The sequence below is a fragment of the Ralstonia pickettii genome, assembly GCF_000607165.1.
GTDB lineage: Bacteria > Pseudomonadota > Gammaproteobacteria > Burkholderiales > Burkholderiaceae > Ralstonia > Ralstonia holmesii.
The window spans coordinates 782,450-805,558 of sequence record NZ_JFZG01000006.1 but is presented as its reverse complement, the minus strand read 5'-3'; the positions used below and the strand labels follow the sequence as shown (position 1 = coordinate 805,558).

Below are 23,109 nucleotides of genomic sequence, written 5' to 3'. Positions count from 1 at the left end.
AAGTCAGGTCGTGTTGACGATCAGTGAGTCGCGCTGGCCGTACGCTGTTCCGCCACTTCGCCACGCAGCGAATGCGGGAAGGCGTGCACGATGCGCACGTCCAGCATCTGGCCGATCAGCTGTTCGCGGCGCGCCTGCGGCAGATCTGGCAGCGCGAAGTTGACGACGCGGTTGTTCTCGGTGCGGCCGTGCAGTTCGGTCGGATCCTTGCGCGACGGGCCTTCCACCAGAATGCGCTGCACGCTGCCGACCATGCCTTGGCTGATGCGCGCTACGTTTTCTTCGATGGTCGCCTGCAAATGTTTCAGGCGTTCGAGCTTGACGGCCTGCGGCGTATCGTCGTGCAGGTTGGCGGCCGGCGTGCCGGGGCGCGGGCTGTAGATGAAACTGAACGAGGTGTCGTAGCCGATCTCGTGAATCAGGTCCATCGTCTTGGCGAAGTCCGCATCGGTCTCGCCAGGAAAGCCGACGATGAAGTCGGTGGCGATCGAGATGTTCGGCCGGATCGCGCGCAGCTTGCGGATGCTGCTCTTGTATTCGAGCACCGTGTAGCCGCGCTTCATCGCCATCAGGATGCGGTCGGAGCCATGCTGCACGGGCAGGTGCAGGTGGTCGACGAGCTTCGGGTTGGTGGCATAGGCCTCGATCAGGCGCGAGCTGAATTCCTTCGGGTGGCTGGTCGTGTAGCGGATGCGCTCGATGCCCGGAATCTCGGCCACGTATTCGAGCAGCAGCGCGAAATCGGCGCGCTCGCTCGTGTCGCCCATCTTGCCCATGTAGGCGTTCACGTTCTGGCCCAGCAGGGTGACTTCGCGCACGCCCTGTTCTGCCAGGCCGGCCACTTCGGCAAGCACGTCGTCGAACGGGCGCGAGACTTCTTCGCCGCGCGTGTACGGCACCACGCAGTAGCTACAGTATTTCGAGCAGCCTTCCATGATCGACACGAAAGCGGTGGCGCCATCGACGCGCGCAGGCGGCAGGTGGTCGAATTTTTCGATCTCGGGGAACGACACGTCGACCTGCGAGCGGCCCGTGCGGCGGCGCGCGGCGATCAGCTCCGGCAGGCGGTGCAGCGTCTGCGGGCCGAACACCACGTCTACGTAAGGTGCGCGCGCCACGATGGAGGCGCCCTCCTGACTGGCCACGCAGCCGCCCACGCCGACCACGAGATCCGGCTTGAGCGCCTTGAGCGCCTTCACGCGGCCGAGTTCGGAGAACACCTTCTCCTGCGCTTTCTCGCGCACGGAGCATGTGTTGAAGAGGATCACGTCCGCATCTTCGGGCGTGTCGGTGGGGACGAGGCCTTCAGCCGCGTTGAGCACGTCGGACATCTTGTCCGAGTCGTACTCGTTCATCTGGCAGCCGTAGGTTTTGATGAAGACTTTTTTCATGTGCCGTTCACAGTGGTTGACCTGGGGGCACGTGCTTCGTGGGGTGCTCTGACTACTGAGACTGCGTTTGCGCCTGATTTTGGGCAGCCACCGCGGCCTTGTAATCGTCATCGCTGACAACCCAGGCGGTCAGCAACTGCTGATACAGATCGAGCTGATAGCGCACCTTGAACGTCTGGCCGACCACCGTGGAGGTCGGCAACAGGCGCCCATCCAGCGACAGAATCCGCACGCCAGGGGCGAAGCGGATATCGGCGCTGGTGCTCCCGAAGCCCAACAGCAGGATACGGACGACGCCGGTGCTGCCGGTACTCAGCGTGCCGGAGTTGGCCGAATTGATGGTCAACTGGGCCGCCGGAGCCGTCGCCGGAATGTTACGCAGCACTTGCGCATGAGACAGCAGCGGCGCCGCGGCCGCAGTAACGGCAGCAAAGGCGAGGGCGAGGACTTGGCGTCGGGTGCGCATGGCGTCGTCAGAAGAAAGCCACCGCCGGGTGAGCGACCCGGCACACGAAACACGAGACAACCCGATATTGTAGCGTTCCGGGGCCAAGTCTTATAGCGCTTCGGCAATCTTGGCCGCCAGTGCAACACCGCTCAGGAACGCGGCTTCCACGCGCGGGCCTTCGCACCAGTCACCGCAGGCGCCCAGGCGGGCGGCGGCGTCCCAGTGGCACGGCATGCCGGCGGACTGCTCCACCAGCGCGTGCGGCCACAGGTGCGCGGCCACCACATCAGGCTGCGGCGTGCCCGGGAAGGCTTCGGCAAAGCGTGCGTACATGGCGTGGAGCGCCTGTTCGGGGGTGTCCTGAGCGTGCGCTGCCGACCAGCCCGGCGACGCATGCACCACCCAGGATTCATCGACCATGACGCGCCCCGGCTTGGTGTTGTCGCGGGCCGCCCAGGCGAGCATGTCGTCGTCGATGCGGATGCCGTCATACGGCAGGTCCAGCGGTTGCGCAAAACCCATCATCAGCGCCCAGCACGGGGCGTAATGCACCGGGGCGATGGCTTCCTGCAGCGACGCCGGCGTGGCGCCATGAAACAGCGCCGGCAGTTCAGGCGCTGGCAAGGCCAGGGCGACGATGTCGGCGTAGGCGGTGTCCGTGCCGTTGCGCTCAATCGTCCAGCGCCGGCCATCGTGCGCGACACGCGTGACGGCGTGACCGAAACGCACATCCAGTGGCGCGGCCAGGCTGCGCACCAGCGCGCCCATGCCGGGCAGGCCGACGTAACGGGCTTCGTCGCGTGAATCGGCTTGCAGGGCGTCGACCGTGCGATGGCCCCAGCGCGCGGGCCACGGCAGCACCGAACCCTGACGGCCAGCAGCATCTACCGCGCGGCGGAAGGCCTCGCTGCGCACGTTGAACGACTGCGCGCCGTGGTCGAACGCATACGCAGGGGCGGACTCGGGTAGCACCGTGGTGGCCAGCCGGCCTCCCACACCGCCCGCGCGCTCATAGACCGTGGTGGCAATGCCTTCTGCGGCAAGCGCGTTGGCACAGGCAACACCGGCAATGCCGGCTCCGACGATGGCGATGGAAGGCTGGCTCATGGATGTGACGTGGGTGTGGGGCGAGGGATCCGGAAATCGGCGCGCAAATCGGCGCGTAATAGTCCGCCATGATATCGGGTCGCGCCCCAATGAAAAACGCCACCCGGAGGTGGCGTTTTGCGATGGAGCAATTCTGCGGCTTAGAACTTGTAACCCACAGCCAGCCCGAACACGATCGGGTCGACCTTGATGTCGGTCTTGTTGACCGCCAGCACCTGGCCTTGCTGGCTGCGGATCGTGATGGTGGAGGTCGTCTTCAGCGGCAGGTATGACACCGTGCCGATGGCGGTCCAGTTCTTGGCGAACTCATACGACACGCCCACATTGGCGACCGGCGTCCACGAGCTGGACGTTTCCGCCGTCACCTTGGCCGGGCCCGTCGGAACCTGGCCCATGCCGAGCTGCAGCACCTGCCCCAGGTTTTGCAGGCCGTTGACGAAGTTCTGGTTCAGCTTCAGGTTGGTGAAGAAGTTGTAGCTGACGCCTGCGCCGACAAACGGGCGCAGCTTGCTTTCCTTGGTGCCGAAGTAGTACTGCGCGACGATTGCCGGGCTCCATTCACGCACGGTGGCGACCGGGTTGTTTTGCGGCAGGCCCAGATTGATCAGCGTCAGCGGCCCAACAACCGGCACCGGCGCGATCACATTGCCGCTGCCATACAGGTTGAACTTGGGAGGCACGCCACCCACGAACGTACCGGCGATGTTGTCGGTAAAGAAGTGCGTGAACGTGAGCGACAGCGTATTGGCGTTACTGACTTTCACGTCAGTTCCTGGCGACTGGTAGGTGCCCAGGCCCAGTGCGCTGGTGGTGGTGGTCAGCGGCGTGGCCGAATCCATCGGGCGGATGTAGAACCAGCCCAGTGCCATGACGTTGCGGCCCCAGACGTAGTTGTCCATGAAGCCGCTGAATCCGCCACCACTGCTGCTGATGCCACTGCCGCTACCGCTGCTGGCGCTTGCGGCCACGTTGGCCTCTGCGGTGGATTGGGCGTGAGCCAGGGGGGCAGCAAGGGTGCTGGCGGCAGCGCAGGCAAGGGCTGCAGCAAGGCGGAGGGCGGTGCGGTTCATGTGGTTGTCTCTCTGGATTGGATTGTTATCACGCCTTGGTGTGGCGATTTGTGTTTCCGCAGCATAACGCAGCGCTTTTGTTCGGTTGCGCTGCGACGATCGAAGTTTTCCTCTAGCGTGTACGCACGCAACAAGGGGTTTCCCCTAGTCTCGTTTCATACTCTCCACCGGTCGGCGGAGCCTTGGCCCACAACGGTCTCCGGGCTGCTGTCTAAAATTTGTATTCCGGATTTTTCGGGTTGAAAGTCTGGTCGCTCCACGTCTTGCGCGCCACGCTCTCAATGACGATTTTCTCGAGCTGATTGCCCGATTCATCCCACGCTTCTTCAATGCGCACCCACGGGTTTTTGAGGTCGAAGTACAGGCGCACGCGCTTGGCGTAGAACGTGGGTGGTCCGCTTGGCGCATCCCAGGTCAGCCGCAGCATGCGCTCACCGTCTTCGGTCACCATTTTGGCTTCACTGAACTTGCCGCTGCTGCCGGCTGCCACGTGGGCGCGTCCGTCGCGCTCGAGCGTATCGACGATGAACTGCAGCCCCAGCTCGCGTGCCGTGTGGTTCGACTGCGATCTGGCCAGCGAGCCATCCAGCGCGCTCCAGATCGCCACGAAATCGACGAGGCCGCCCAGGTGGCCGTACATCTCGTCCTTGCGCACGGTTTCGTCATAGATGATTTCCTGACCAGCGTGCGAGCCGCCCTTGAGCCAGCGCGCGTAGACCTGTCGGGGCGCGTTGCGGTAGCGGATGAGCATGAGCGCCGGCTGGCTTTGCCACTGGTCTTTCACGCGTTCCTGGCGGCGCATGCGGTATTCATATTCGGGCAGCTTGGCCGCCTCGCCCTTGAGCCAGCGCACCAGTGTTTCGGGCTTCATGGCCTGCGCCATGGCGAGGACGTCTTCGTCAGACCAGCCCGCAAACGCGTTGGCGTGGACCTGGCTGCCGAGCCAAGCCGTCTGCCTGGCGATGTCCATGGCGGCAAAGCTGCCGATGGCCGCCGATTGCGATGTGGCCGTCGGTGCGGCTGCCGCAGGCACGGAAGCATCCGGCGTGGCGGGCTGGGCCCAGGCGTGTGCGGCGCCTGCCAGTACCATGGCCAGGGCGAGAGTACGCAAGCGCATACAAGTCTCCGGTGATGTTGTTATTGCTGCGCCTGCGCGCGGGCGCGCTTGATGTCCGGATCGGCATCGCGCAGTTCGCGGCGCAGGATCTTGCCCACCGTCGACTTGGGCAACTCTTCGTGGCGGAACTCGACGATGCGCGGCATCTTGTAGCCGGTCAGATGGGCGCGGCAGTGTTCGAGCAGTGCGGGCTCGGTCAGTGCGCCGGTGCGCGGCACCACGATGATCTTCACGCGTTCGCCAGCCACCGGGTCTGGCACGCCAATGGCCGCCACCTCCAGCACTTCGGGGTGCAGCGCTACCACGTCTTCGATCTCGTTCGGGTACACATTGAAACCCGAGACCAGGATCATGTCCTTCTTGCGGTCGATCAGGCGGATGTAGCCGTTGGCGTCCATCACGCCGATGTCGCCAGTGGAGAACCAGCCTTTGGCATCGATGGACTTGGCGGTTTCTTCCGGGCGCTGCCAGTAGCCGCGCATGACTTGCGGCCCGCGCACCTGCAGTTCGCCGGGTTCGCCCAGCGGCGCGATCGTGCCGTCGTCGCGCTTGAAGCGTACTTCGGTGGACGGCGCGGGCAGCCCGATCGTGCCGCTGAATTCGGTTACGTGCGGCGGGTTCATCGACACGACTGGCGAGCACTCCGTCAGCCCGTAGCCTTCAACGATGGTATGGCCCGTCACCTCTTTCCAGCGCTGCGCGATCGCGCGCTGCACTGCCATGCCGCCACCGATGGTGATCTTCATGGCCGAGAAATCCCGCTTGGCAAAGTCCGGATCTTCCAGCAGCGCATTGAACAACGTGTTCACGCCCGCAATGCCCGAAAAGCGCTCATTGCGCAGGATGAAGATCACGCGCTTGGTGTCACGCGGATTGGCGATCAGGATATTGCGCCCGCCCAGCGTCATGAACATCAGCAGGTTCACCGTGAGCGAGAAGATGTGATACAGCGGCAGCAGCGTGACGTTGGTTTCCACGCCGCCGTTGAGCATGCTCTTGGACCACTCTTCCGCCTGCAGCAGGTTGGCGATGATGTTGCGGTGGGTGAGCATCGCGCCCTTGGCCACGCCCGTGGTGCCGCCGGTGTATTGCAGGAAGGCGATGTCTTCCGGCGCCAGTTGCACTGGCTGCATCGCGCGTGAGCGGCCTACGGCCAGCGCATCGCGCAGCCAGACCGGCGAGGGCAGCTTGTAGGGCGGTACCTGCTTCTGCACGTTGCGCATCACGAAGTTCAGCGCGCGGCCCTTGAGGTTGATCGCGCCGCCCATCAGATCGCCAATACCGGTAATGACGATGTTGCGGATCTCGCTGCCGGGCAGCGCCTGTTCCAGCGTGCGTGCGAAGTTCTCCAGCACGACGATCGTCTGTGCGCCGGAATCGCGCAGCTGGTGTGCCAGTTCCGGCACGGTGTACAGCGGGTTGACGTTGACGACGATGGCGCCGGCCAGCAGCGTGCCGAACAGGCACACGGGATATTGCAGGCTGTTGGGCAGCATGATCGCCACGCGATCGCCCTTCTTCACGCCGCGCGATTGCAGCCATGCCGCAAACTGCTTGGCCTGGCGTTCGCATTCGTCGTAGGTCATCTGGGTGCCGACACTCACGTAGGCGACGCGGGTGCGGTACTTCTCGACCGATTCACGAAACACCTCGACCAGCGAGTGATAGCGATCGGGATTGATCTCGGCGGGTACGCCCTCGGGGTACGACTTCAGCCAGATGCGGTCGGTAAGGCTGTTGCGGTCAGCAACGGTGTTCATGGTGTCTCCGTCCATGAAAAACGCGGCGTGGTTTTGTTATGTGCCGCGCGGGTTCTCGGGTCGGGCCGTTCCCGTATTGGCCCGAAGGTTCAATGCGACATCGTTTCGGGGCGCTCCAGAATGGCCACCACGCCTTGTCCGCCAGCGGCACAGATCGACACCAGCCCGCGCCCGCCGCCGCGCTGTGCCAGCATCTTGGCCAGCGTCGCGACAATGCGCCCGCCCGTGGCGGCAAACGGATGGCCCGTGCCCAGCGAACTGCCGTTCACGTTGAGCTTGGTGCGGTCGATGCTGCCCATCGGGGCGCTGCGGCCCAGTTTTTCGCGGCAGTATTCGGGCGATTCCCAGGCGGCGAGCGTGCTGAGCACCTGCGCGGCAAAGGCTTCGTGGATCTCGTAGTAGTCGAAGTCCTGCAGCGTGAGCCCCGCGCGTTGCAGCATGCGCGAGACGGCATAGGCCGGCGCCATCAACAGCCCTTCGTTCTGCTCCGGCGTGCCGCTGAAGAAATCGACGGCAGCCGTATCCGCGCAGGTCATGTAGGCCAGAACGGGCAGGTTGTGCGCACGCGCCCAGTCTTCGCTGGCGAGCAGCACGCACGATGCGCCGTCGGTGAGCGGCGTGGAATTGCCGGCGGTCATGGTGCCGGCCGCGCCGCGGTCGAATACCGGCTGCAGCTTCGCCAGTTGCTCGAGGGTCAGGTTGCTGCGCAGGTTGTTGTCGCGATCCAGCCCGAGGTGAGCGGTCATGAGGTCGGTGAAGAAACCGCGTTCGTAAGCGGCCGTGAGGTTGTGGTGGCTGCGCAGGGCCAGCGCGTCCTGGTCTTCGCGGCGGATGCCCCAGCGCTTTGCCATCAATTCGCAGTGTTCGCCCATTGACAGGCCGGTGCGCGGCTCGCTGTTGCGCGGTAGCAATGGGCGCACGAACATTGACGGCCGCAGACCGGCCAGCGCCTTGACGCGCGCGCCGGTGGACTTGGCGCGGTTGGCCTCCAGCAGGATCTTGCGCATCTTTTCGTTCAGCCCAACAGGCGCATCGGAGGTGGTATCCGTGCCGCCGGCAATACCCACGTCGATCTGCCCCAGCGCGATCTTGTTGGCGACGAGGATGGCCGCTTCCAGCCCCGTGCCGCATGCCTGCTGTATGTCGTATGCGGGTGTCTGCTTGGCGAGCGTGGTTGAGAGCACCGTCTCGCGCGTGAGGTTGAAATCGCGCGCGTGCTTGATGACTGCGCCGGCCACGACTTCGTCCAGTCGTTGGCCGTGGAGGTTGAAGCGGTCGATCAGGCCCTGCAGCGCGGCGGTCAGCATCTGCTGGTTCGACGCCGTAGCGTAGGCCGTATTCGAGCGCGCGAACGGAATGCGGTTACCCCCGAGGATGGCGACGCGGCGCACCTGCGCGTTGACGAGCATGGATTCAGTCTCCCGTGTTTTCTTGTTGTGCTTGCGGCAGCGTCAGCATGCCGCGCAGATAGGGTTTGTCGCCAGTGGCGTTGCGCACTTCAAACGCGCGGCCGGGAGTGGCTTCGTTGGCTTGCCACAGCGTCGCTGCCCCGGGCAGCGATAGCGGCGTTTTGAACTCGGCCACCACCTCGCCCTGGGTGAGCGGTGCCGCCGGCAGCAGCGCGGCCAGCGCGCGGGCCTTCGTCCACATGCCGTGGGCGATTGGGTGCGCAAAGCCGAACAGCTTTGCGCCGATGCTGGACACGTGGATCGGATTCCAGTCGCCCGACACCCCGGCGTAGCGGCGGCCGGTGTCGGCGGGTGCATCCCAGCGGCCATCGGGCGACAGGTCTTGTGCACTCGGCAGTGCAATCAATGGCGCGCCCTGTGGCGACGGCACGCCCACGCGCAGGTAGGTCGACAGCGATTCCCACACCACTGCGCCAGCCTTGATGATGGCGGTTTCGATGCCGAACGCCTGCCCGCGTGCATGGTGGAACAACCGGCGCGGGCGTACTTCCACGCGCACACGCTCGCCCGCCTGCAGAGGCTGGTGCTGGCGGATCGTGTTGCACAGGTGTACCAGGCCGATTACCGGATACGGAAACGCCGATTCCGTCATCAGCATGAGCTGCAGCGGAAAGCCCAGAAGATGCGGATACGTCATCGGCACGCCATGCGCCGAGGAGAAGCCGCATACCGCTGCGTACTGCGCGATGTGTTCGGCCGCAAGCGGCACTTCCTGGCGTACCAGCGTGTGGCGCGGCAACGGCCCGCCGCGCTTGCCCTTGCGTTGCGAAAGCAGCGCGCGCCAGGCCAATGCACCCGGCGACGGCGGCTCGGTCACCAGCGTCTGGGTCGCGATCATCGGGGAGTGCAGGGCTAGCGAGCGCATGGTTGCGTCAGGCTCCCAGCAGGCTTTGCCCGCACACGCGCACGATGTTGCCTGTCACACCGTTCGACGCGGGGTTGGCGAACCACGCAATCGTCTCGGCCACGTCGACCGGCTGGCCGCCCTGGCTCATCGCGTTCATGCGGCGGCCGGCTTCGCGGATGGCAAACGGCACGGCCGCTGTCATCTGCGTTTCGATAAAGCCTGGCGCAACGGCGTTGATGGTGATGCCGCGTTCGGCCAGCAACGGGGCGCCAGCCTGCACGAGGCCAATCACACCCGCCTTGGATGTCGCGTAGTTGGTCTGCCCGAGGTTACCTGCAATACCGCTGATGGACGACACGCACACGATGGCTCCGCCCGCATGCAGCGCATTGGCTGCAAACAGCGCGTCGTTGATGCGCAATTGCGCAGTCAGGTTGATGTCGAGGACGCTGCGCCACGCGGGTTCGGTCATGCGGGCGATGGTCTTGTCGCGCGTGATGCCTGCGTTGTGCACGAGGATGTCGATGCCGCCCAATGCAGCAAGTTGTTGCGCGAGCAGGGCGGGCGTTTCCGGTGCGGCAATGTCGTAAGCCATGGCTTCACCGCCGATTTCCTGTGCGACCGCGTTCAGCGCTTCCTGCGCGGCCGGCACATCCAGGCACAGCACGCGCGCACCATCACGCGCCAACACGTGCGCAATGGCTGCACCGATGCCGCGCGAGGCGCCGGTGACCAGCGCGGTGCGCCCGGCCAGCGGCTTCTGCCAATCCACCGAGACCGCTGCGGCGCGATGCACGCGCACCACTTGCCCCGACACATACGCCGAGCGTGCCGACAGCAGAAACCGCAGCGTCGATGCGGCCACGTTTTCCGCGCCCTCCGCCACGTAGACGAGCTGCGCCGTGCAGCCGCGCCGGACTTCCTTCCCGAGCGAACGCGTGAGCCCTTCCAGCGCGCGCTGCGCAATCGCCGTCTCGGGCGTCTTGCAGCCTTCCGGTGGGCGACCGATCACGACCACACGGCCACACCGGCCGATGGCGCGCAAGCCGTCGTGGAACACGTGATACAGCGCGTCGAGGCCGTCGATCGACGCAATGCCCGTGGCATCGAAGACGATGCCGCCGATGCGATCAAACGCGTCGCCTTCCTTGCCCGTGGGCGCGACAAAGCGGCCGGTGATTTGCCCGTGCCGGTTGGCAGCGCCGAGCCATTCCGGATCGCTTTCATGAAAGCGCGTGGGTACGCCGGTCTCGGCAAACAGCGCGGCGAGCGTTTCACGCATGGAGCCCCCGGGCGCCGAGCCCACGAGGAACGGCCCGACAAATTCCGGTTCCCCCGGCACATAGCGGCGCAACGGCACCGGCTGCGGCAGGCCGAGGTTGGCCGACAGCCACTTGCCGAAACCGGAACCGACGAAATCGAGGTATTTGTCTTGCATCGTTGTTGTTCTCGTTTGTCCGGCCCCTGGGCCATCAGGCTGCGCGGCGCTCGGCGGCCTGCAGGGCATCGAGCGCATCCTTGCGGCGCTGCAGGTCGGCCATCAGGTTGAAGTCGGGCGGGAAGTCATCCACGGCGACTGCGTGTTCACCGTAGCGCGCGTAGTCGCACAGTTGCTTGCGTTCGCCATCGTCGATGAGGTTTTGTGCGACGGCTTGCGCGGTCCAGGCTTCGAAATCGGGCAGGCTTTGTGGCACCGGCGGCAGCTTGCCTGCGCGGATGGCCGGTTTCAAGCGTTGCTCGATCGCATCCACCGCGGGTTGCAGGCGGAAGGCCGCTTCGCCATAGGCGATGGGGTCGACCTCGGGCGTTGGGCAGTACGAGTCGGCCAGCAGGCGATCGCGCACAGCGCCCGGCGTTTGCATCAGCTCGGCAACCTGCGCAGCCAGCGCATCCGACGGCTTGCGATATGGCGTGCCGAACGGGAAGATCAGCGCACGCAGCAGCGCCGCGATGCCCGCGTTCGGGAAGTTGGCCAACACGCCGTCGAGCGCATCGTGCGCCTTCACCAGCGCGTCCTGCACTGACCAATGCACGAGCGGCGCGTCCTCTGCCGGGCGGCCTTCATCTTCAAAGCGCTTGAGCGTGGACGAGATCAGATACATCTGCGAGAGGATGTCGCCAAGCCGCCCCGTGATGCTCTCGCGGCGCTTGAGTGTGCCGCCCAGCGTGAACATCGACACATCGGACAACAGCGCCAACGCGGTCGAGAAGCGGTTCACGGCCCGGTAATACCGCTGCATTTCCGGTGCGGCATTGCCCGGGGCGCTTGCCACGCGCCCGCCGGAGAGCGCATGCAGGAACGCACGCACCAGGTTGCCCGCGATGAACGCGCCGTGGCCGAACAATGCCGTATCGAACGCCTGCAGCGTCTCGGGTGAATCGGCGCCTTGTGCGGCCGTCATCTCGCGCAGCACATACGGATGGCAGCGGATCACGCCCTGCCCGAAGATGATCAGGCAGCGCGTCATGATGTTCGCGCCTTCCACCGTGATGGCGATCGGCACTTGCTGATACGCACGCGCCAGGAAGTTGTTCGGCCCCATGCAGATGCCTTTGCCGCCGACGATGTCCATCGCATCGGTCACCACATCGCGCGCACGTTCGGTGACGTGGTACTTGGCAATGGCGGAGATGACCGACGGCTTCTCGCCCAGGTCTACGGCGAGCGCGGACAGGCGCCGCGCGGCATCCATCATGTACAGGTTGCCGCCCATGCGGCCGAGCGCTTCCTGGATGCCCTCGAACTTGCCGATGGGTGTGCGGAACTGGCGTCGCACGGCGGCATAGGCGCCGGTGCTGCGCACGGCCAGCTTGGCCATGCCCACGTTGGAAGAGGGCAGCGAAATCGCACGGCCCGCCGCCAGGCATTCCATCAGCATGCGCCAGCCACGGCCGACTTGCGCCTGGCCGCCGATGACCCAGTCGATGGGAATGAATACATCCTTGCCGGAGTTCGGGCCGTTCTGGAACACCGCGTTGAGCGGCCAATGGCGGCGGCCGATGTTTACGCCCGGATGCTTCGTGGGGATGAGCGCGCAGGTAATGCCGGGTTCCTTGTCGCTACCGAGCAAGCCATCCGGATCGACCGCGCGAAACGCCAACCCCAGCACCGTTGCGATGGGGCCGAGCGTGATGTAGCGCTTGCTCCATGTCACGCGAAAGCCAAGCGTCTCGCGGCCTTCGTGCATGCCGCGGCAGACCACGCCCACATCGGGAATGGCTGCGGCATCGGAGCCGGCATACGCGTTGGTCAGCGCAAAGCAGGGAATTTCTTCACCGCGTGCGAGGCGCGGCAGGTAGTGGTTTTTCTGCGCTTCCGTGCCGTAGTGCAGAAGCAGTTCGGCAGGGCCGAGCGAGTTTGGCACCATGACCGACACGGCTGCGGCGGAGCAGCGCGTCGACAGCTTCATGATGACCTGCGAGTGCGCGTACGCCGAGAAGCCTTTGCCGCCGTATTCCTTCGGGATGATCGTGCCGAGGAAGCCGGCACGCTTCGCATAGGCCCACGCGTCGGGTGACAGGTCTTGCCAGATCTGCGTGCTTTCCCAATCGTTGGCCAAGTCGCAGAGCTTTTCGGTTTCCACATCGAGGAACGATTGCTCTTCCGCCGACAGGCGCGGCGGCGGCGAAGACAGCAATCGCGACCAGTTGGGTCGGCCGGAGAACAGTTCGGCATCCCACCAGACGGTGCCCGCTTCAATGGCGTCGCGCTCCGTTTGCGACATCTCCGGCATGATCTTGCGGAACATCGCCAGCACCGGGCGCGTGATGAGTGCCCGGCGCAGCGGCTTGAGCGCGAGCACCAGCGCCGGCAGCACAAAGACGATGGCGAGTACCGTGGTCATCACCGGGCCGACCAGGCCAAGCCAGACGCCGGCCACCAGCCACGCCGCGGTCACGACCAGCCAAGCGAATGCCGAGGCTTCCATGCTGGCGAGCCCGAGCACGCCGATGCAAAGCAGGACGATCCAGATTGTCGTCATGAGGGTCTCCATTCGATGCGTCTATGTGCCGGATGTCTCGAACACGCGGCGGCACCTGCTGAATGCCCGAGCGACTCCCGTGCCAGCACACGGGAGATCGGGGCTGGGCCCGGGTTGTCAGGCGTTAGGGCTGCGCCAGGGGCGCATTGGGTTGGCCGGGAAGATCGCGCGTGCTGCATTACTGCGGCGAACGGCCAATGCGCGGGTGCGCGCGGAGGGCGCGGGGCCGTCTCCATCGCTGTCGTCACCGTGATGATCGTCGTGCTCATCGGCGCCGAGATCGTCGTGGTCGTCTGCGGCATCGTCGGCGCTGGCGCGTGCGGCGGGTGTGCGGCCGAACAGGTCACCGGCGAAGGGCGAGGCGGTGGTCGGCGTCGAACTGCGTTCGCTGCCGCGGCCGTTGCCGTGCCCGGCGTGGCGACCGGAGCCGCCATTGCCGCTGTCGCTGCCGTTGGGGGCATCGTCTGCTTGTGCGACGGGCGTGGGCACCTGTGCTTCGGCCAGCTCGACCACCTGATCGAGCGCGCCGGCCTCGCCGGGCAGCGGGGCGTTGAGCGTAGCCACCACCAGGGCCGTCAGGCGTGCCAGCAGCGAGGCATCGTTCATCGTCTTGCCCTGCGTGAACAGCGGTAGCAGGTTGTTGAGGTCGTCCCCGGCCAGCACGCCGGCCAGCGCCTTGAGCGCAAAGTGCAGGCGCCAGCCCAGTTCTGCGCGCGGCAAGTGCGGCAGCGCACGCGAAAAGGCTTCAAAGAAACGATCGAACACGAGCGCGTAGTGGCCGAGCAGATAGTTCTGCACGAACGGCGAGGTGTCGGAATACACGCGTCCCATCAGGCGCAGGAACGCAGGGCCGCCGGTGTCGGGGTTTCGCGCCATCTGCAGCGCCGGCACAAACAGCGCGCCGAGCACGTGGTCGCAGGTCAGTTGCTCCTTGGTCCAGCGCTCTTCGCACGCGGTCAGCAGCGCCAGCCGGCGCGTGTTGAGCGGGTCGAGCCGGCGCCCAAGCACCGACTGCATCAACGCTTCCTTGCTGCCGAAGTGATAGTTGACCGCGGCCAGATTGACCTTGGCGCGCGCCGTGATCTGCCGCAACGACATCGCCTCGTAGCCGAACTCGATGAACAGCAGTTCGGTGGCTTCCAGAATGCGGCCCTTGGTGTCTCCTGCTCCAGGACGTCCCATGTCTCCTACCTCGTTTTTTTAGGTCTGATATCGGGGTCGATTGCTGCAGTGCAGCGCTCGAACGTACGATTCAAACATGTGTATGGGGTTGCCCGGGCATGTTAGGAACAGACGTTTGAAAACGCCAAGCGCCCAATTCGAGCGGGCACTCTAGAGGAGGGAAGGTTGCCAAGCCAACGTATGAAACACGTGGCTTGGAAAGTGAGTGGGCGCAAACATCAAAAAAGCTGAAGGGAGGTCTGCGCCCCGGTGGGCGGGTCAGCCGGCCGGCTGATGGAGCGAGGTCAGGCCGCCAAAGAATGCGGCAGCGTTTTGTGCAAGGGTGGGGAGGTGATAGCCGCCTTCCTGGACGACCAGCGTCGGCAGCCCGATCGCGCCGACGGCCTGGCCAAGCCGGCCGAAGCCCTGCGTCGAGACATCCACCTGCGATTGCGGGTCTTCGCGATAGATGTCGAAGCCGAGCGAGAGCACCAGCGCATCGGGCTGAAAGCGTTCGAGTGCGGCAATCGCGTCCCCGAGCTTGTCGAAGAACACCGATTCCGGCGAGCGATGCGGCATCGGCAGGTTCACGTTCAGGCCCAGGCCGTCGCCCGTGCCGCGCTCGTCGTCAAAGCCGGCGACGACCGGGTAGAAGTTGGTCGGATCGCCGTGGATGGAGACGTACAACACGTCGGCGCGGTCGTAGAAGATCTCCTGGATGCCCTGACCGTGATGCATGTCGGTGTCGAGGATGGCCACGCGCTTGAACTTGGTGCGCAGCGCCTGCGCGGCAACGGCGGCGTTGTTCAGGTAGCAGAAGCCGCCGGCTGCTTCGCGGCGCGCGTGATGGCCGGGCGGGCGGCACAGCGCGTAAGCGGTGCGCTCGCCATGGAGGATGGCCTGCGCGCCGGCAGCTGCGCTCTGTGCCGACCAATACGCCGATCGCCATGTGTTCTCGCCGACGGGGCAACTGCCGTCTGCCAGGTAGCGGGCGGCCTGGGCCAGCACGCCCCGCAACGCATTGGGCTCGCGCACGAAGATGTTCGACATGACCTCGTCGCCCCAGTCTTCGGGCAGGCGCAGCCAGTCGGCATGAGCGTCCTGCAGGAAGCGCAGATAGGGCTCGCCATGCACGGCGGTGAGCGGCGCAATGCCGTGATCTTCGGGGCGCGCAATGGTAAAGCCGAGATCACGCGCGGCCTGCAGCAGATTCAGCGCGCGCGCGGGCACTTCCTGCGGCGTGCGCATCTTGCCGCGCGAATAATAGCTCTGCGGATGGTGCAGAAGCTGTTCAGGGTGAAAGAACGTCAGCATGGGTGAAACCGGGTTGGGAAAGACCGTCATGCGCCGACTGCGTTGGCAGCAGTTGCGCTGTCGCGCTGCCGCGCGTCGATGGCGGCGATGCTCAGCAGCGAGATACCGGCGAGCAGCGTGTAGAACACCGCCAGCGGCCACCACTGGCCATGGAAGCGCTGCGCGAGGATGGTGCCGATCAGCGGCGTGAGCCCGCCCGCCACCGCACCGCATACCTGGTATGACAGCGAGATCGCCGAGTACCGCACGCGCGTTTCGAACACGCCCGACACGAAGCCGGCGATGACCGAATAGAAGCTCGCCATGCACACCACGGCCAGCGCAATGCCCAGCACCATCAGCGGCGCCTGGCGCGTTTGCACCAGCAGGAACATCGGATACGGCGACGCCATCGCCATCAGCGCCATCAGCTTGAGGAAGCGTGCGCCGCCAAGCTTTTCCGCCAGCCATGCCGCCAACGGTTGGGCGAGGAACTGGATGAACGCGACCACAAACAGGCAATCGAGAATCAGCGTTCTCGACAGCGACAGATACTGCGTCGCGTACGCGATCATGAACGTGTTGGTGAAGTACACGCCCGCAATGCCGATGGTGTTGGCGCCAATGCAAAGCAGCACCGGCACGCGAGCCGTGCGCCAGACTTCGGCGATCGGCAGCTTGGCCGTTTTGCGTTGCGCCTGCACCTGCGCAAACTCAGGTGACTCGTTCACGCCCAGGCGGATCGCCACGCCAACGAGCAGCAGCACCGCGCTGGCGAGGAAGGGCAGACGCCAGCCCCAGTCCATGAACGCGTCCTTCTCCATCGACGTGACGAGGCGGAAAGCCAGCAGCGAGAGAATCAACCCAGCCGGGCTGCCGAGTTGTGCAAACGACGCGAAGAACGTGCGGCGGCCCGTGGGCGCATGTTCGCCCGCCATCAGCACCGCGCCGCCCCATTCGCCACCGACCGCGATGCCCTGCACCACGCGCAGCAGCACCAGCAGCACGGGCGCGAGGGCGCCGGCGGTGGCATACGTCGGCAGCAGCCCGATGCCGATGGTCGCCAGGCCCATCATCGTGAGCGTGATCATCAGCGCCTTCTTGCGGCCGATGCGGTCACCCCAGTGGCCAAACACGATGCCGCCCAGCGGCCGCGCGAAAAAGCCCACGGCAAACGTGCCGAACGAAGCAAGCGTACTGAGGAACGGATCGCCACCCGGGAAGAACAGCGGCCCGAACACGAGCGCTGCGGCGGTGGCGTAGATGTAGAAGTCGTACCACTCGATCATGGTGCCGACAAAGGCGGCGGTGGCCGCACGGGCAGGCTGGCGCCCGCCGGGTTGAGACGGTTGCATGGTGAAGCTCCTCACAGGTTTTTTTAGTCCGTCGCTTCAAGGCGACGATGCGTGTTTATTGCCGCTTGACGGGTATTAGTCAAATTCCAAATACTTATTGTTTGCATAAATTGAACTCATACCTGCCGCCATGGACTCGTCCGCTCTCGATCCCGCCTTGGTCAGCGACCGGCTTGACTGGAACCTGCTGCGCACCTTCCTCACCATCGTCCACGAGCGCAGCATCAGCCGCGCGGCGGTGCGGCTGCACATCACGCAGCCGGCGGTCAGCCTTGCGCTGCGGCGCCTCGAAGATCAGCTCGGCCACACGCTGATTGAGCGGCGCGGCTCGCACTTCCGCCTCACGCGCGTCGGCGAAGACGTATTGCGCATCGCCACCGATGTCTACGGCAATGTCGCGCGGCTCGGCTCAGAGCTCGGGGAGCCGCAAGACGACGTGAGCGGCGTGCTGCATCTGCTGACGGTCAGCCGGATCCAATCGGGCGTGTACGACGAATGCCTCGCGGCGTTCCATCGCCATCACCCCCGCGTGGATCTGCAGGTGGAAGTGATGCGCAGCACGGACATCCTCGATGCGCTTGCGCAAAAGCGGGCGGGCATTGGGCTCAGCCTGTGCCGCACGCCCGTCGAGAAGCTCGAGCGGCAACTGTTCCTGCGCCAGCGCTACGCCGTGTTCTGCGGGCGGCATCACCGGTTGTTCGGGCGGACGGGCTTGTCGATCGGCGATCTGCTCGGCGAGAACTTTGTTTCGTTCATGAGCGACCAATTGGGCGATGCGCTATCGCCGCTGGCGGTGTTTCGGGATCAGCAGGGATTCACCGGACGCATCGTCGCTACGTCACCGAGCCTGGACGAGATCAAGCGGCTGGTGTTTGCGGGCTATGGGATCGGCTGCCTGCCGGAGCACATCGTGGTGGACGACGTGGCGCAGCAGCGCTTGTGGCGGCTACCGCCGGAAGAGGGCATTGCCGACATCGATCTGTACCTGATGTGGCACAAGGAGCGGCGTCTGGCGCCAGCCGAAGACGCGTTCCTGGGACATTTCCGTCGGTATATGGCGCGGTATTCGTTGGCGGAGCGGTTGGGGGACGTGGTAAATGCGCCGTTGGCGGCATTGCGGGCGCCGGTGGGGTAAACACCATCACCTGTTAAACTAGCGCTCTTCTTGCAGTCCCCGGGGTCCAGTCGCCCCGTCACCTACCCAGGCTTTGTCCACGATTGGCGCACGAACGAATGCGCGGGACACGCCGGTCCAATCGCTTTTCCATGTCGTTTTCCGAACTCGGCTTGTCAGACAAGCTGGTACGCGCCGTGGCCGAACTCGGCTACGCAGAACCCACTCCGATTCAACGCCAGGCCATCCCCGCTATCCTCAAGGGCGGTGACCTGCTCGCCGGTGCCCAGACCGGCACCGGCAAGACCGCTGGTTTTACGCTGCCGCTGCTGCACCGCCTGTCTGCCTCGCAACCGAACAAAGTGCAGACGCCGCAGGGCATGCGCTTTCCGATCCGCGCGCTGGTGCTGACGCCCACGCGTGAGCTTGCCGCGCAGGTGGAAGAAAGCGTGCGCGCCTATGGCAAATACCTTCCGCTGAAGTCCATGGTGATGTTCGGCGGCGTCGGCATCAACCCGCAGATCGATGCGCTCAAGCGCGGTGTCGATATCGTCGTGGCCACGCCGGGCCGCCTGCTGGACCACGTAGGGCAGCGCACCATCGACCTGTCCCACATTGAACTGCTGGTGCTGGACGAAGCCGATCGCATGCTCGACATGGGCTTCATCCACGATATCCGCAAGATCCTCAACATCCTGCCGTCGAAGCGTCAGAACCTGCTGTTCTCGGCGACGTTCTCTGACGACATTCGCGAATTGGCCGATCGCCTGCTCGACAAGCCGGCGCTGATCGAAGTCGCTCGCCGCAACACGACGGCCGAGACGGTGGAGCAGCGCATCTACCCGGTCGACCGCGAGCGCAAGCGCGAACTGCTGGCCAAGCTCGTGCGCGACAACGACTGGCACCAGGTGCTCGTGTTTACGCGCACCAAGCACGGTGCGAACCGCCTGGCCGAGCAGCTCACGCGCGACGGCATTCCCGCGCTGGCCATCCATGGCAACAAGAGCCAATCGGCACGCACGCGCGCGCTGACGGAATTCAAGGCCGGGACGCTGCGCGTGCTGGTTGCCACCGACATCGCCGCGCGCGGTATCGACATCGACCAACTGCCGCACGTGGTCAACTTCGATCTGCCGAACGTGCCGGAGGACTACGTGCACCGTATCGGCCGCACGGGCCGCGCCGGTGCGCAAGGCGAGGCGATCTCGCTGGTCTGCGTGGACGAGCACGGTTTGCTGCGTGACATTGAGCGCCTCATCAAGCGCGAACTGCCGCGTACCGTGCTGGAAGGTTTCGAGCCGGACCCGACCATCGAGGCAGAGCCGATTCCGAACGGGCGCAACTCGGCGGGCCGTGGCGGCAACGCGCGCGGTGGCCGCCCGGGCGGTGGCCGCAGCCAGCAGCCTCGTCAGGCCAGCGCCAACGCTGCGCCACGCGAGCCGCGGGCTCCGCGTGAGCCTCGCGAACCGCGTCGCGAGTCGAGCGGTAATGGTCAGGGCCAGGGCCAGAATCAAGGCCAAGGCCAAGGCCAGGGTCGCAATGGTGCCGGCAGCCGCCAGCGTCAGGCGCAAGGTCAACGCGACGGCCAGGCTGCGCCGAAGCCGCGCAATGGCCAATCCCAAGCGCGTGGCCAGCGCCAAGGCAACGGCCAAAGTCAGGGCCAGGGCAATGGGCAAGGCGCGCAGGGTGGCCAACAACGTCGCGCATCGAGCACGCAAGCCGCGCAGCCTGCCCACAAGGGGAAGCCGGCCAAGCAGCCGTTCAACGGTCTGTTTGCCAAGGCTGCTGCGTTGCTCGGCGGCCGTAAAGCCTGACGTTCATGCACGACGACGGCCAGCCCGCATCAGCTGAAGCGCCCTACGACGGCCTGACGCCCGACAGCATCCTCGATGCGCTGGCGCAGGTCGGGCTGATGCCGGATGGCCGCATGTTCGCGCTCAACAGTTACGAAAACCGCGTCTACCAAGTCGGCGTGGAAGACAGCGCGCCGGTGGTGGTCAAGTTCTACCGCCCGGGCCGCTGGACTGAAGCGCAGATCATCGAGGAACACGCCTTCACGGCAGAACTGGCCGCCACGGAAATCCCCGTGATCGCGCCGCTGGAAATCGACGGTCGCACGCTTCAAGCGTTCGAGCGCTGGCATTTCGCGGTCTTCCCGCGTTGCGCAGGGCGCGTGCCTTCCATCGACCAAGACGACACGCTTGAATGGATGGGCCGTTTCCTCGGGCGCATCCATGCCGTTGGCGCGCAGCGGCCTTTCATGGTCCGGCCTGCACTCGACATTGACACCTTCGGCGTGCAATCGCGCGATTGGCTGCTCGAACACGATTTCATTCCGCCCGATTTACTGCCGGCCTGGCGCAGCGTGGCTGACGCCGCACTCGACGGCGTGCGCCGCTGCTACGACCGCGCGGGCGATGTCTCGCTGCTGCGTCTGCACGGCGATTGCCACGCGTCGAACGTGCTCTGGATTGAAGAGGCCGACGCCAAGCAAGGCGATCCGCTGCGCAGCGCCGGCCCGCATTTCGTCGATTTTGACGACAGCCGCACCGGCCCCGCCGTGCAGGATTTGTGGATGCTGCTCTCGGGCGATCGCGCGTCGATGCAATCGCAGCTCGCCAGCCTGCTGGCCGGCTATGAAGACTTCTGCGAATTCGACACGCGCGAGCTGTATCTGGTGGAAGCGTTACGCACGCTGCGCTTGCTGCACTACAGCGCATGGTTGGCGCGTCGCTGGAACGATCCGGCGTTTCCTGCCGCGTTTCCGTGGTTCAACACGCAACGCTACTGGCAGGATCGGGTGTTGGAATTGCGCGAGCAGATCGCGCTGTTGGACGAACCGCCGCTCTGGTGAAACCGAGCGGCGGTTTTTCTTTGCGACTGCGTAGATGCTTTAAGCGAACTTGCCGGCCTGGAAGTCCCGCACGGCCTGGAAGATCTCTTCCTGCGTGTTCATCACGAACGGGCCGTACTGGGCGATCGACTCGTTCAGCGGCTTGCCAGCCACCAGCAGCACGCGTGCGTCTGCGTCTGCTGCACGGATGACCACACCGTCACTGCCTTCCGTGTTGGCAAGGATGGCCATCTGCTTGTCTTCCACGCGTTGCAGACCGGCATTGCCAGACGCGTCGGCATCGCCCACCAGCGCGCTGCCGCGGAACACGTAGACGAACGCGTTGTGCGCGGCCGGCAGCGGCTGCGCAAAGGACGCACCCGCCGGCAGCGTGATGTCCAGATACAGCGGCTGCGTCGCTTCACGCGTCATCGCACCTCGCACGCCTTGCGAATCTCCGGCGATCACACGAACGGTCACGCCGTCTTCCGTCGTGAACTCGGGAATCTCGTTCGACGGAATGTCGCGGTACCAGGGCGTCGTCATCTTGTCGCTGGCGGGCAGGTTCAGCCACAGCTGGAAGCCTTCCATCACGCCATCTTCCTGTTCCGGCATTTCAGAGTGCACGACGCCGCTGCCGGCCGCCATCCACTGCACGCCGCCGTGTTGCAGCAGCCCTTCGTGGCCGGCGCTGTCGCGGTGGCGCATGCGGCCAGCGATCATGTACGTCACCGTTTCGAAGCCACGGTGCGGGTGGTCGGGAAAGCCGGCCAGATAGTCGTTCGGGTCGTCACTACGGAACGCGTCCAGCATCAGGAACGGGTCCAGCCGACGTTGCAGGTTGTTCGTCAGCACGCGCGTGAGCTTCACGCCTGCGCCGTCCGAAGTGGGGCGGCCAGTGATGATGCGCTCCACGCGGCGGCCGCGCTGCACTTGCTGCACTTGCGGTTGTACGAGGGTTTCCATGTTGTTCTCCTGAAATCGGGCATTTGTCATATGCCAAATGTAGGGTGGTTGCCCGGTTTGCACTAGTCGGTTATTGTGGGAAAAAATGTTGCTCCCGGCGAGACAATGACAATCCTAGGCCGGCGCGCATCACTACAAGAGGAGGAAACCATGGATCTGAACCAATTGGCGCTGTTCGTGCGCGTGGTCGAAGCGGGCAGCTTCACGGCAGCGGCAACGCGGCTCGATCTGCCCAAATCGTCCGTCAGCCGGGGCATTGCGGCGCTTGAACAGGATTTGAACGTACGCCTGTTACAGCGCACCACGCGCACGCTGCATCTGACCGACGCCGGCCAGAGTCTGTATCAGGTGGCGTCGCATGCACTGGAAGACATCGAACGTGCCACGACGTGCGCCGGCGAGCTGCAGGACCTGCCTCGCGGCAAGGTGCGGATCACGTCTTCCGAAGACGTGGGCCGCCTGCTGGTGGCGCCCGTCGCGGCCCGCTTCATGCAGCAGTACCCGGAGATTGATCTGGACGTGGTGCTGACGCCGCGCAATGTCGATCTGGTGCAGGAGGGTTTTGACCTTGCCGTCCGCGTCGGACGCTTGGCCGACAGTTCGCTCGTGGCTCGGTCGCTTGGCGTATTGCGCATTGGCTTATTCACCTCGCCCGATTACCTGCAGCGCCGCGGTGCTCCGGCCACCGTGCAAGGGTTGGCCGACCATTGTTGCCTCGACTTTCGCGGCACCGGCCGCGGCGAAACGCAATGGCGCCTTGTCGGCCCCGATGGCCTGAAAACCGTGGCTGTGCGCGCCCGCCTGAATTCCGACAGCCTCATCTATCTGGAAACGCTGATTGCATCGGGCGCCGGCATAGGCCCGCTGCCGCTGTACGCAAGTGCGGTGGCACGCGCCAACGCACCGCTGCCTCGCCTCGTGCGCGTGCTGCCCGACTATGCGACCAGCGGAGAGCCGATCAACCTCGTCACCCCATCCGCGCGGTTCGTTCCCAAACGTGTCCGATTGCTGATCGACATGCTGACCGAGTCGATTCGGCAAGAGCTGGAAAACGCTGATCCCACCTGAGGTGTCCCGGCCCGGAAACTGGGCGTGTCAAATGTTGTCACGACTGCTCCGGCTGGGCATATGGCACGGCATCATGCGCTTCGCGTGTGCCGACCAGTACGTCGGGCTCTCCTTGACGTTATCCCGT

At 65.1% G+C, this 23,109-nt stretch carries 18 protein-coding genes; 4 read left to right on the top strand and 14 right to left on the bottom strand.

Annotated features, from left to right (window positions below):
• Nucleotides 1–20: 20 nt before the first annotated feature.
• From miaB to BG83_RS0109985, 13 genes are all read right to left on the bottom strand, one after another.
• A complete protein-coding gene (miaB, locus tag BG83_RS0110045; RefSeq protein WP_024976599.1) occupies nucleotides 21–1,391 on the bottom strand; it encodes a tRNA (N6-isopentenyl adenosine(37)-C2)-methylthiotransferase MiaB in 1,371 nt (456 codons plus the stop codon).
• 52 nt (nucleotides 1,392–1,443) lie between these two features.
• A complete protein-coding gene (locus tag BG83_RS0110040; RefSeq protein ID WP_024976598.1) occupies nucleotides 1,444–1,857 on the bottom strand; it encodes a hypothetical protein in 414 nt (137 codons plus the stop codon).
• A 90-nt stretch (nucleotides 1,858–1,947) separates the two neighbouring features.
• A complete protein-coding gene (locus tag BG83_RS0110035) occupies nucleotides 1,948–2,946 on the bottom strand; it encodes an NAD(P)/FAD-dependent oxidoreductase (RefSeq protein ID WP_024976597.1) in 999 nt (332 codons plus the stop codon).
• 140 nt (nucleotides 2,947–3,086) lie between these two features.
• Nucleotides 3,087–4,016, bottom strand: coding sequence for an OmpW/AlkL family protein (locus BG83_RS0110030; protein WP_024976596.1), 930 nt, complete (start codon nucleotides 4,014–4,016; stop codon nucleotides 3,087–3,089).
• Between the two features lie 211 nt (nucleotides 4,017–4,227).
• Nucleotides 4,228–5,133 (bottom strand): DUF1571 domain-containing protein, encoded by a 906-nt coding sequence (locus tag BG83_RS0110025; protein WP_024976595.1) that lies wholly within the window; start codon nucleotides 5,131–5,133, stop codon nucleotides 4,228–4,230.
• A 20-nt stretch (nucleotides 5,134–5,153) separates the two neighbouring features.
• Nucleotides 5,154–6,893, bottom strand: a complete 1,740-nt coding sequence (locus BG83_RS0110020) for an AMP-binding protein (RefSeq protein WP_024976594.1) — start codon at nucleotides 6,891–6,893, stop codon at nucleotides 5,154–5,156.
• An 89-nt stretch (nucleotides 6,894–6,982) separates the two neighbouring features.
• Nucleotides 6,983–8,302, bottom strand: coding sequence for an acetyl-CoA C-acetyltransferase (locus BG83_RS0110015; RefSeq protein ID WP_024976593.1), 1,320 nt, complete (start codon nucleotides 8,300–8,302; stop codon nucleotides 6,983–6,985).
• 4 nt (nucleotides 8,303–8,306) lie between these two features.
• On the bottom strand, nucleotides 8,307–9,200 hold the full coding sequence (locus BG83_RS0110010) for a MaoC/PaaZ C-terminal domain-containing protein (protein WP_024976592.1): 894 nt from the start codon (nucleotides 9,198–9,200) through the stop codon (nucleotides 8,307–8,309).
• A gap of 34 nt (nucleotides 9,201–9,234) precedes the next feature.
• Complete coding sequence (locus BG83_RS0110005; RefSeq protein ID WP_024976591.1) at nucleotides 9,235–10,647, bottom strand: 3-oxoacyl-ACP reductase; 1,413 nt, start codon at nucleotides 10,645–10,647, stop codon at nucleotides 9,235–9,237.
• A gap of 34 nt (nucleotides 10,648–10,681) precedes the next feature.
• Nucleotides 10,682–13,192 carry an acyl-CoA dehydrogenase gene (locus BG83_RS0110000; protein ID WP_024976590.1) on the bottom strand — a complete coding sequence of 837 codons (2,511 nt, stop codon included), beginning with the start codon at nucleotides 13,190–13,192 and terminating at the stop codon, nucleotides 10,682–10,684.
• A gap of 117 nt (nucleotides 13,193–13,309) precedes the next feature.
• Nucleotides 13,310–14,374 carry a TetR/AcrR family transcriptional regulator gene (locus tag BG83_RS0109995; RefSeq protein WP_024976589.1) on the bottom strand — a complete coding sequence of 355 codons (1,065 nt, stop codon included), beginning with the start codon at nucleotides 14,372–14,374 and terminating at the stop codon, nucleotides 13,310–13,312.
• A gap of 258 nt (nucleotides 14,375–14,632) precedes the next feature.
• Complete coding sequence (locus tag BG83_RS0109990; RefSeq protein ID WP_024976588.1) at nucleotides 14,633–15,667, bottom strand: histone deacetylase family protein; 1,035 nt, start codon at nucleotides 15,665–15,667, stop codon at nucleotides 14,633–14,635.
• A gap of 26 nt (nucleotides 15,668–15,693) precedes the next feature.
• A complete protein-coding gene (locus BG83_RS0109985) occupies nucleotides 15,694–17,001 on the bottom strand; it encodes an MFS transporter (RefSeq protein ID WP_024976587.1) in 1,308 nt (435 codons plus the stop codon).
• 130 nt (nucleotides 17,002–17,131) lie between these two features.
• Between BG83_RS0109985 and BG83_RS0109980 the strand changes: the two genes are divergently transcribed.
• The 3 genes from BG83_RS0109980 to BG83_RS0109970 all read left to right on the top strand — a co-directional run bounded on the left by BG83_RS0109980 (nucleotide 17,132) and on the right by BG83_RS0109970 (nucleotide 20,969).
• Entirely contained in the window at nucleotides 17,132–18,136 is a 1,005-nt protein-coding gene (locus BG83_RS0109980; RefSeq protein WP_024976586.1) for a LysR family transcriptional regulator, read from the top strand.
• Nucleotides 18,137–18,267: 131 nt separating this feature from the next.
• Nucleotides 18,268–19,929, top strand: coding sequence for a DEAD/DEAH box helicase (locus BG83_RS0109975; RefSeq protein ID WP_024976585.1), 1,662 nt, complete (start codon nucleotides 18,268–18,270; stop codon nucleotides 19,927–19,929).
• Nucleotides 19,930–19,934: 5 nt separating this feature from the next.
• Entirely contained in the window at nucleotides 19,935–20,969 is a 1,035-nt protein-coding gene (locus tag BG83_RS0109970; RefSeq protein ID WP_024976584.1) for a serine/threonine protein kinase, read from the top strand.
• Between the two features lie 39 nt (nucleotides 20,970–21,008).
• Here BG83_RS0109970 and BG83_RS0109965 read toward each other — a convergent pair whose 3' ends face one another.
• Complete coding sequence (locus BG83_RS0109965) at nucleotides 21,009–21,914, bottom strand: pirin family protein (RefSeq protein ID WP_024976583.1); 906 nt, start codon at nucleotides 21,912–21,914, stop codon at nucleotides 21,009–21,011.
• A gap of 150 nt (nucleotides 21,915–22,064) precedes the next feature.
• On the opposite strand from BG83_RS0109965, the gene BG83_RS0109960 reads away from it, so the two are divergent.
• A complete protein-coding gene (locus BG83_RS0109960) occupies nucleotides 22,065–22,982 on the top strand; it encodes a LysR family transcriptional regulator (RefSeq protein WP_024976582.1) in 918 nt (305 codons plus the stop codon).
• Nucleotides 22,983–23,109 lie beyond the last annotated feature (127 nt).

What these genes read in the sequence shown, in the direction of transcription:
- BG83_RS0110025 (WP_024976595.1), bottom strand. Translation starts at nt 5,133, where the DNA reads ATGCGCTTGCGTACTCTCGCCCTGGCCATGGTACTGGCAGGCGCCGCA.
- BG83_RS0109970 (WP_024976584.1), top strand. Translation starts at nt 19,935, where the DNA reads ATGCACGACGACGGCCAGCCCGCATCAGCTGAAGCGCCCTACGACGGC.
- BG83_RS0109990 (WP_024976588.1), bottom strand. Translation starts at nt 15,667, where the DNA reads ATGCTGACGTTCTTTCACCCTGAACAGCTTCTGCACCATCCGCAGAGC.
- BG83_RS0110015 (WP_024976593.1), bottom strand. Translation starts at nt 8,302, where the DNA reads ATGCTCGTCAACGCGCAGGTGCGCCGCGTCGCCATCCTCGGGGGTAAC.
- BG83_RS0110040 (WP_024976598.1), bottom strand. Translation starts at nt 1,857, where the DNA reads ATGCGCACCCGACGCCAAGTCCTCGCCCTCGCCTTTGCTGCCGTTACT.
- BG83_RS0110005 (WP_024976591.1), bottom strand. Translation starts at nt 10,647, where the DNA reads ATGCAAGACAAATACCTCGATTTCGTCGGTTCCGGTTTCGGCAAGTGG.
- BG83_RS0109965 (WP_024976583.1), bottom strand. Translation starts at nt 21,914, where the DNA reads ATGGAAACCCTCGTACAACCGCAAGTGCAGCAAGTGCAGCGCGGCCGC.
- BG83_RS0109980 (WP_024976586.1), top strand. Translation starts at nt 17,132, where the DNA reads ATGGACTCGTCCGCTCTCGATCCCGCCTTGGTCAGCGACCGGCTTGAC.
- miaB (WP_024976599.1), bottom strand. Translation starts at nt 1,391, where the DNA reads ATGAAAAAAGTCTTCATCAAAACCTACGGCTGCCAGATGAACGAGTAC.
- BG83_RS0109975 (WP_024976585.1), top strand. Translation starts at nt 18,268, where the DNA reads ATGTCGTTTTCCGAACTCGGCTTGTCAGACAAGCTGGTACGCGCCGTG.
- BG83_RS0110030 (WP_024976596.1), bottom strand. Translation starts at nt 4,016, where the DNA reads ATGAACCGCACCGCCCTCCGCCTTGCTGCAGCCCTTGCCTGCGCTGCC.
- BG83_RS0110035 (WP_024976597.1), bottom strand. Translation starts at nt 2,946, where the DNA reads ATGAGCCAGCCTTCCATCGCCATCGTCGGAGCCGGCATTGCCGGTGTT.
- BG83_RS0110020 (WP_024976594.1), bottom strand. Translation starts at nt 6,893, where the DNA reads ATGAACACCGTTGCTGACCGCAACAGCCTTACCGACCGCATCTGGCTG.
- BG83_RS0109995 (WP_024976589.1), bottom strand. Translation starts at nt 14,374, where the DNA reads ATGGGACGTCCTGGAGCAGGAGACACCAAGGGCCGCATTCTGGAAGCC.
- BG83_RS0110000 (WP_024976590.1), bottom strand. Translation starts at nt 13,192, where the DNA reads ATGACGACAATCTGGATCGTCCTGCTTTGCATCGGCGTGCTCGGGCTC.
- BG83_RS0109960 (WP_024976582.1), top strand. Translation starts at nt 22,065, where the DNA reads ATGGATCTGAACCAATTGGCGCTGTTCGTGCGCGTGGTCGAAGCGGGC.
- BG83_RS0110010 (WP_024976592.1), bottom strand. Translation starts at nt 9,200, where the DNA reads ATGATCGCGACCCAGACGCTGGTGACCGAGCCGCCGTCGCCGGGTGCA.
- BG83_RS0109985 (WP_024976587.1), bottom strand. Translation starts at nt 17,001, where the DNA reads ATGCAACCGTCTCAACCCGGCGGGCGCCAGCCTGCCCGTGCGGCCACC.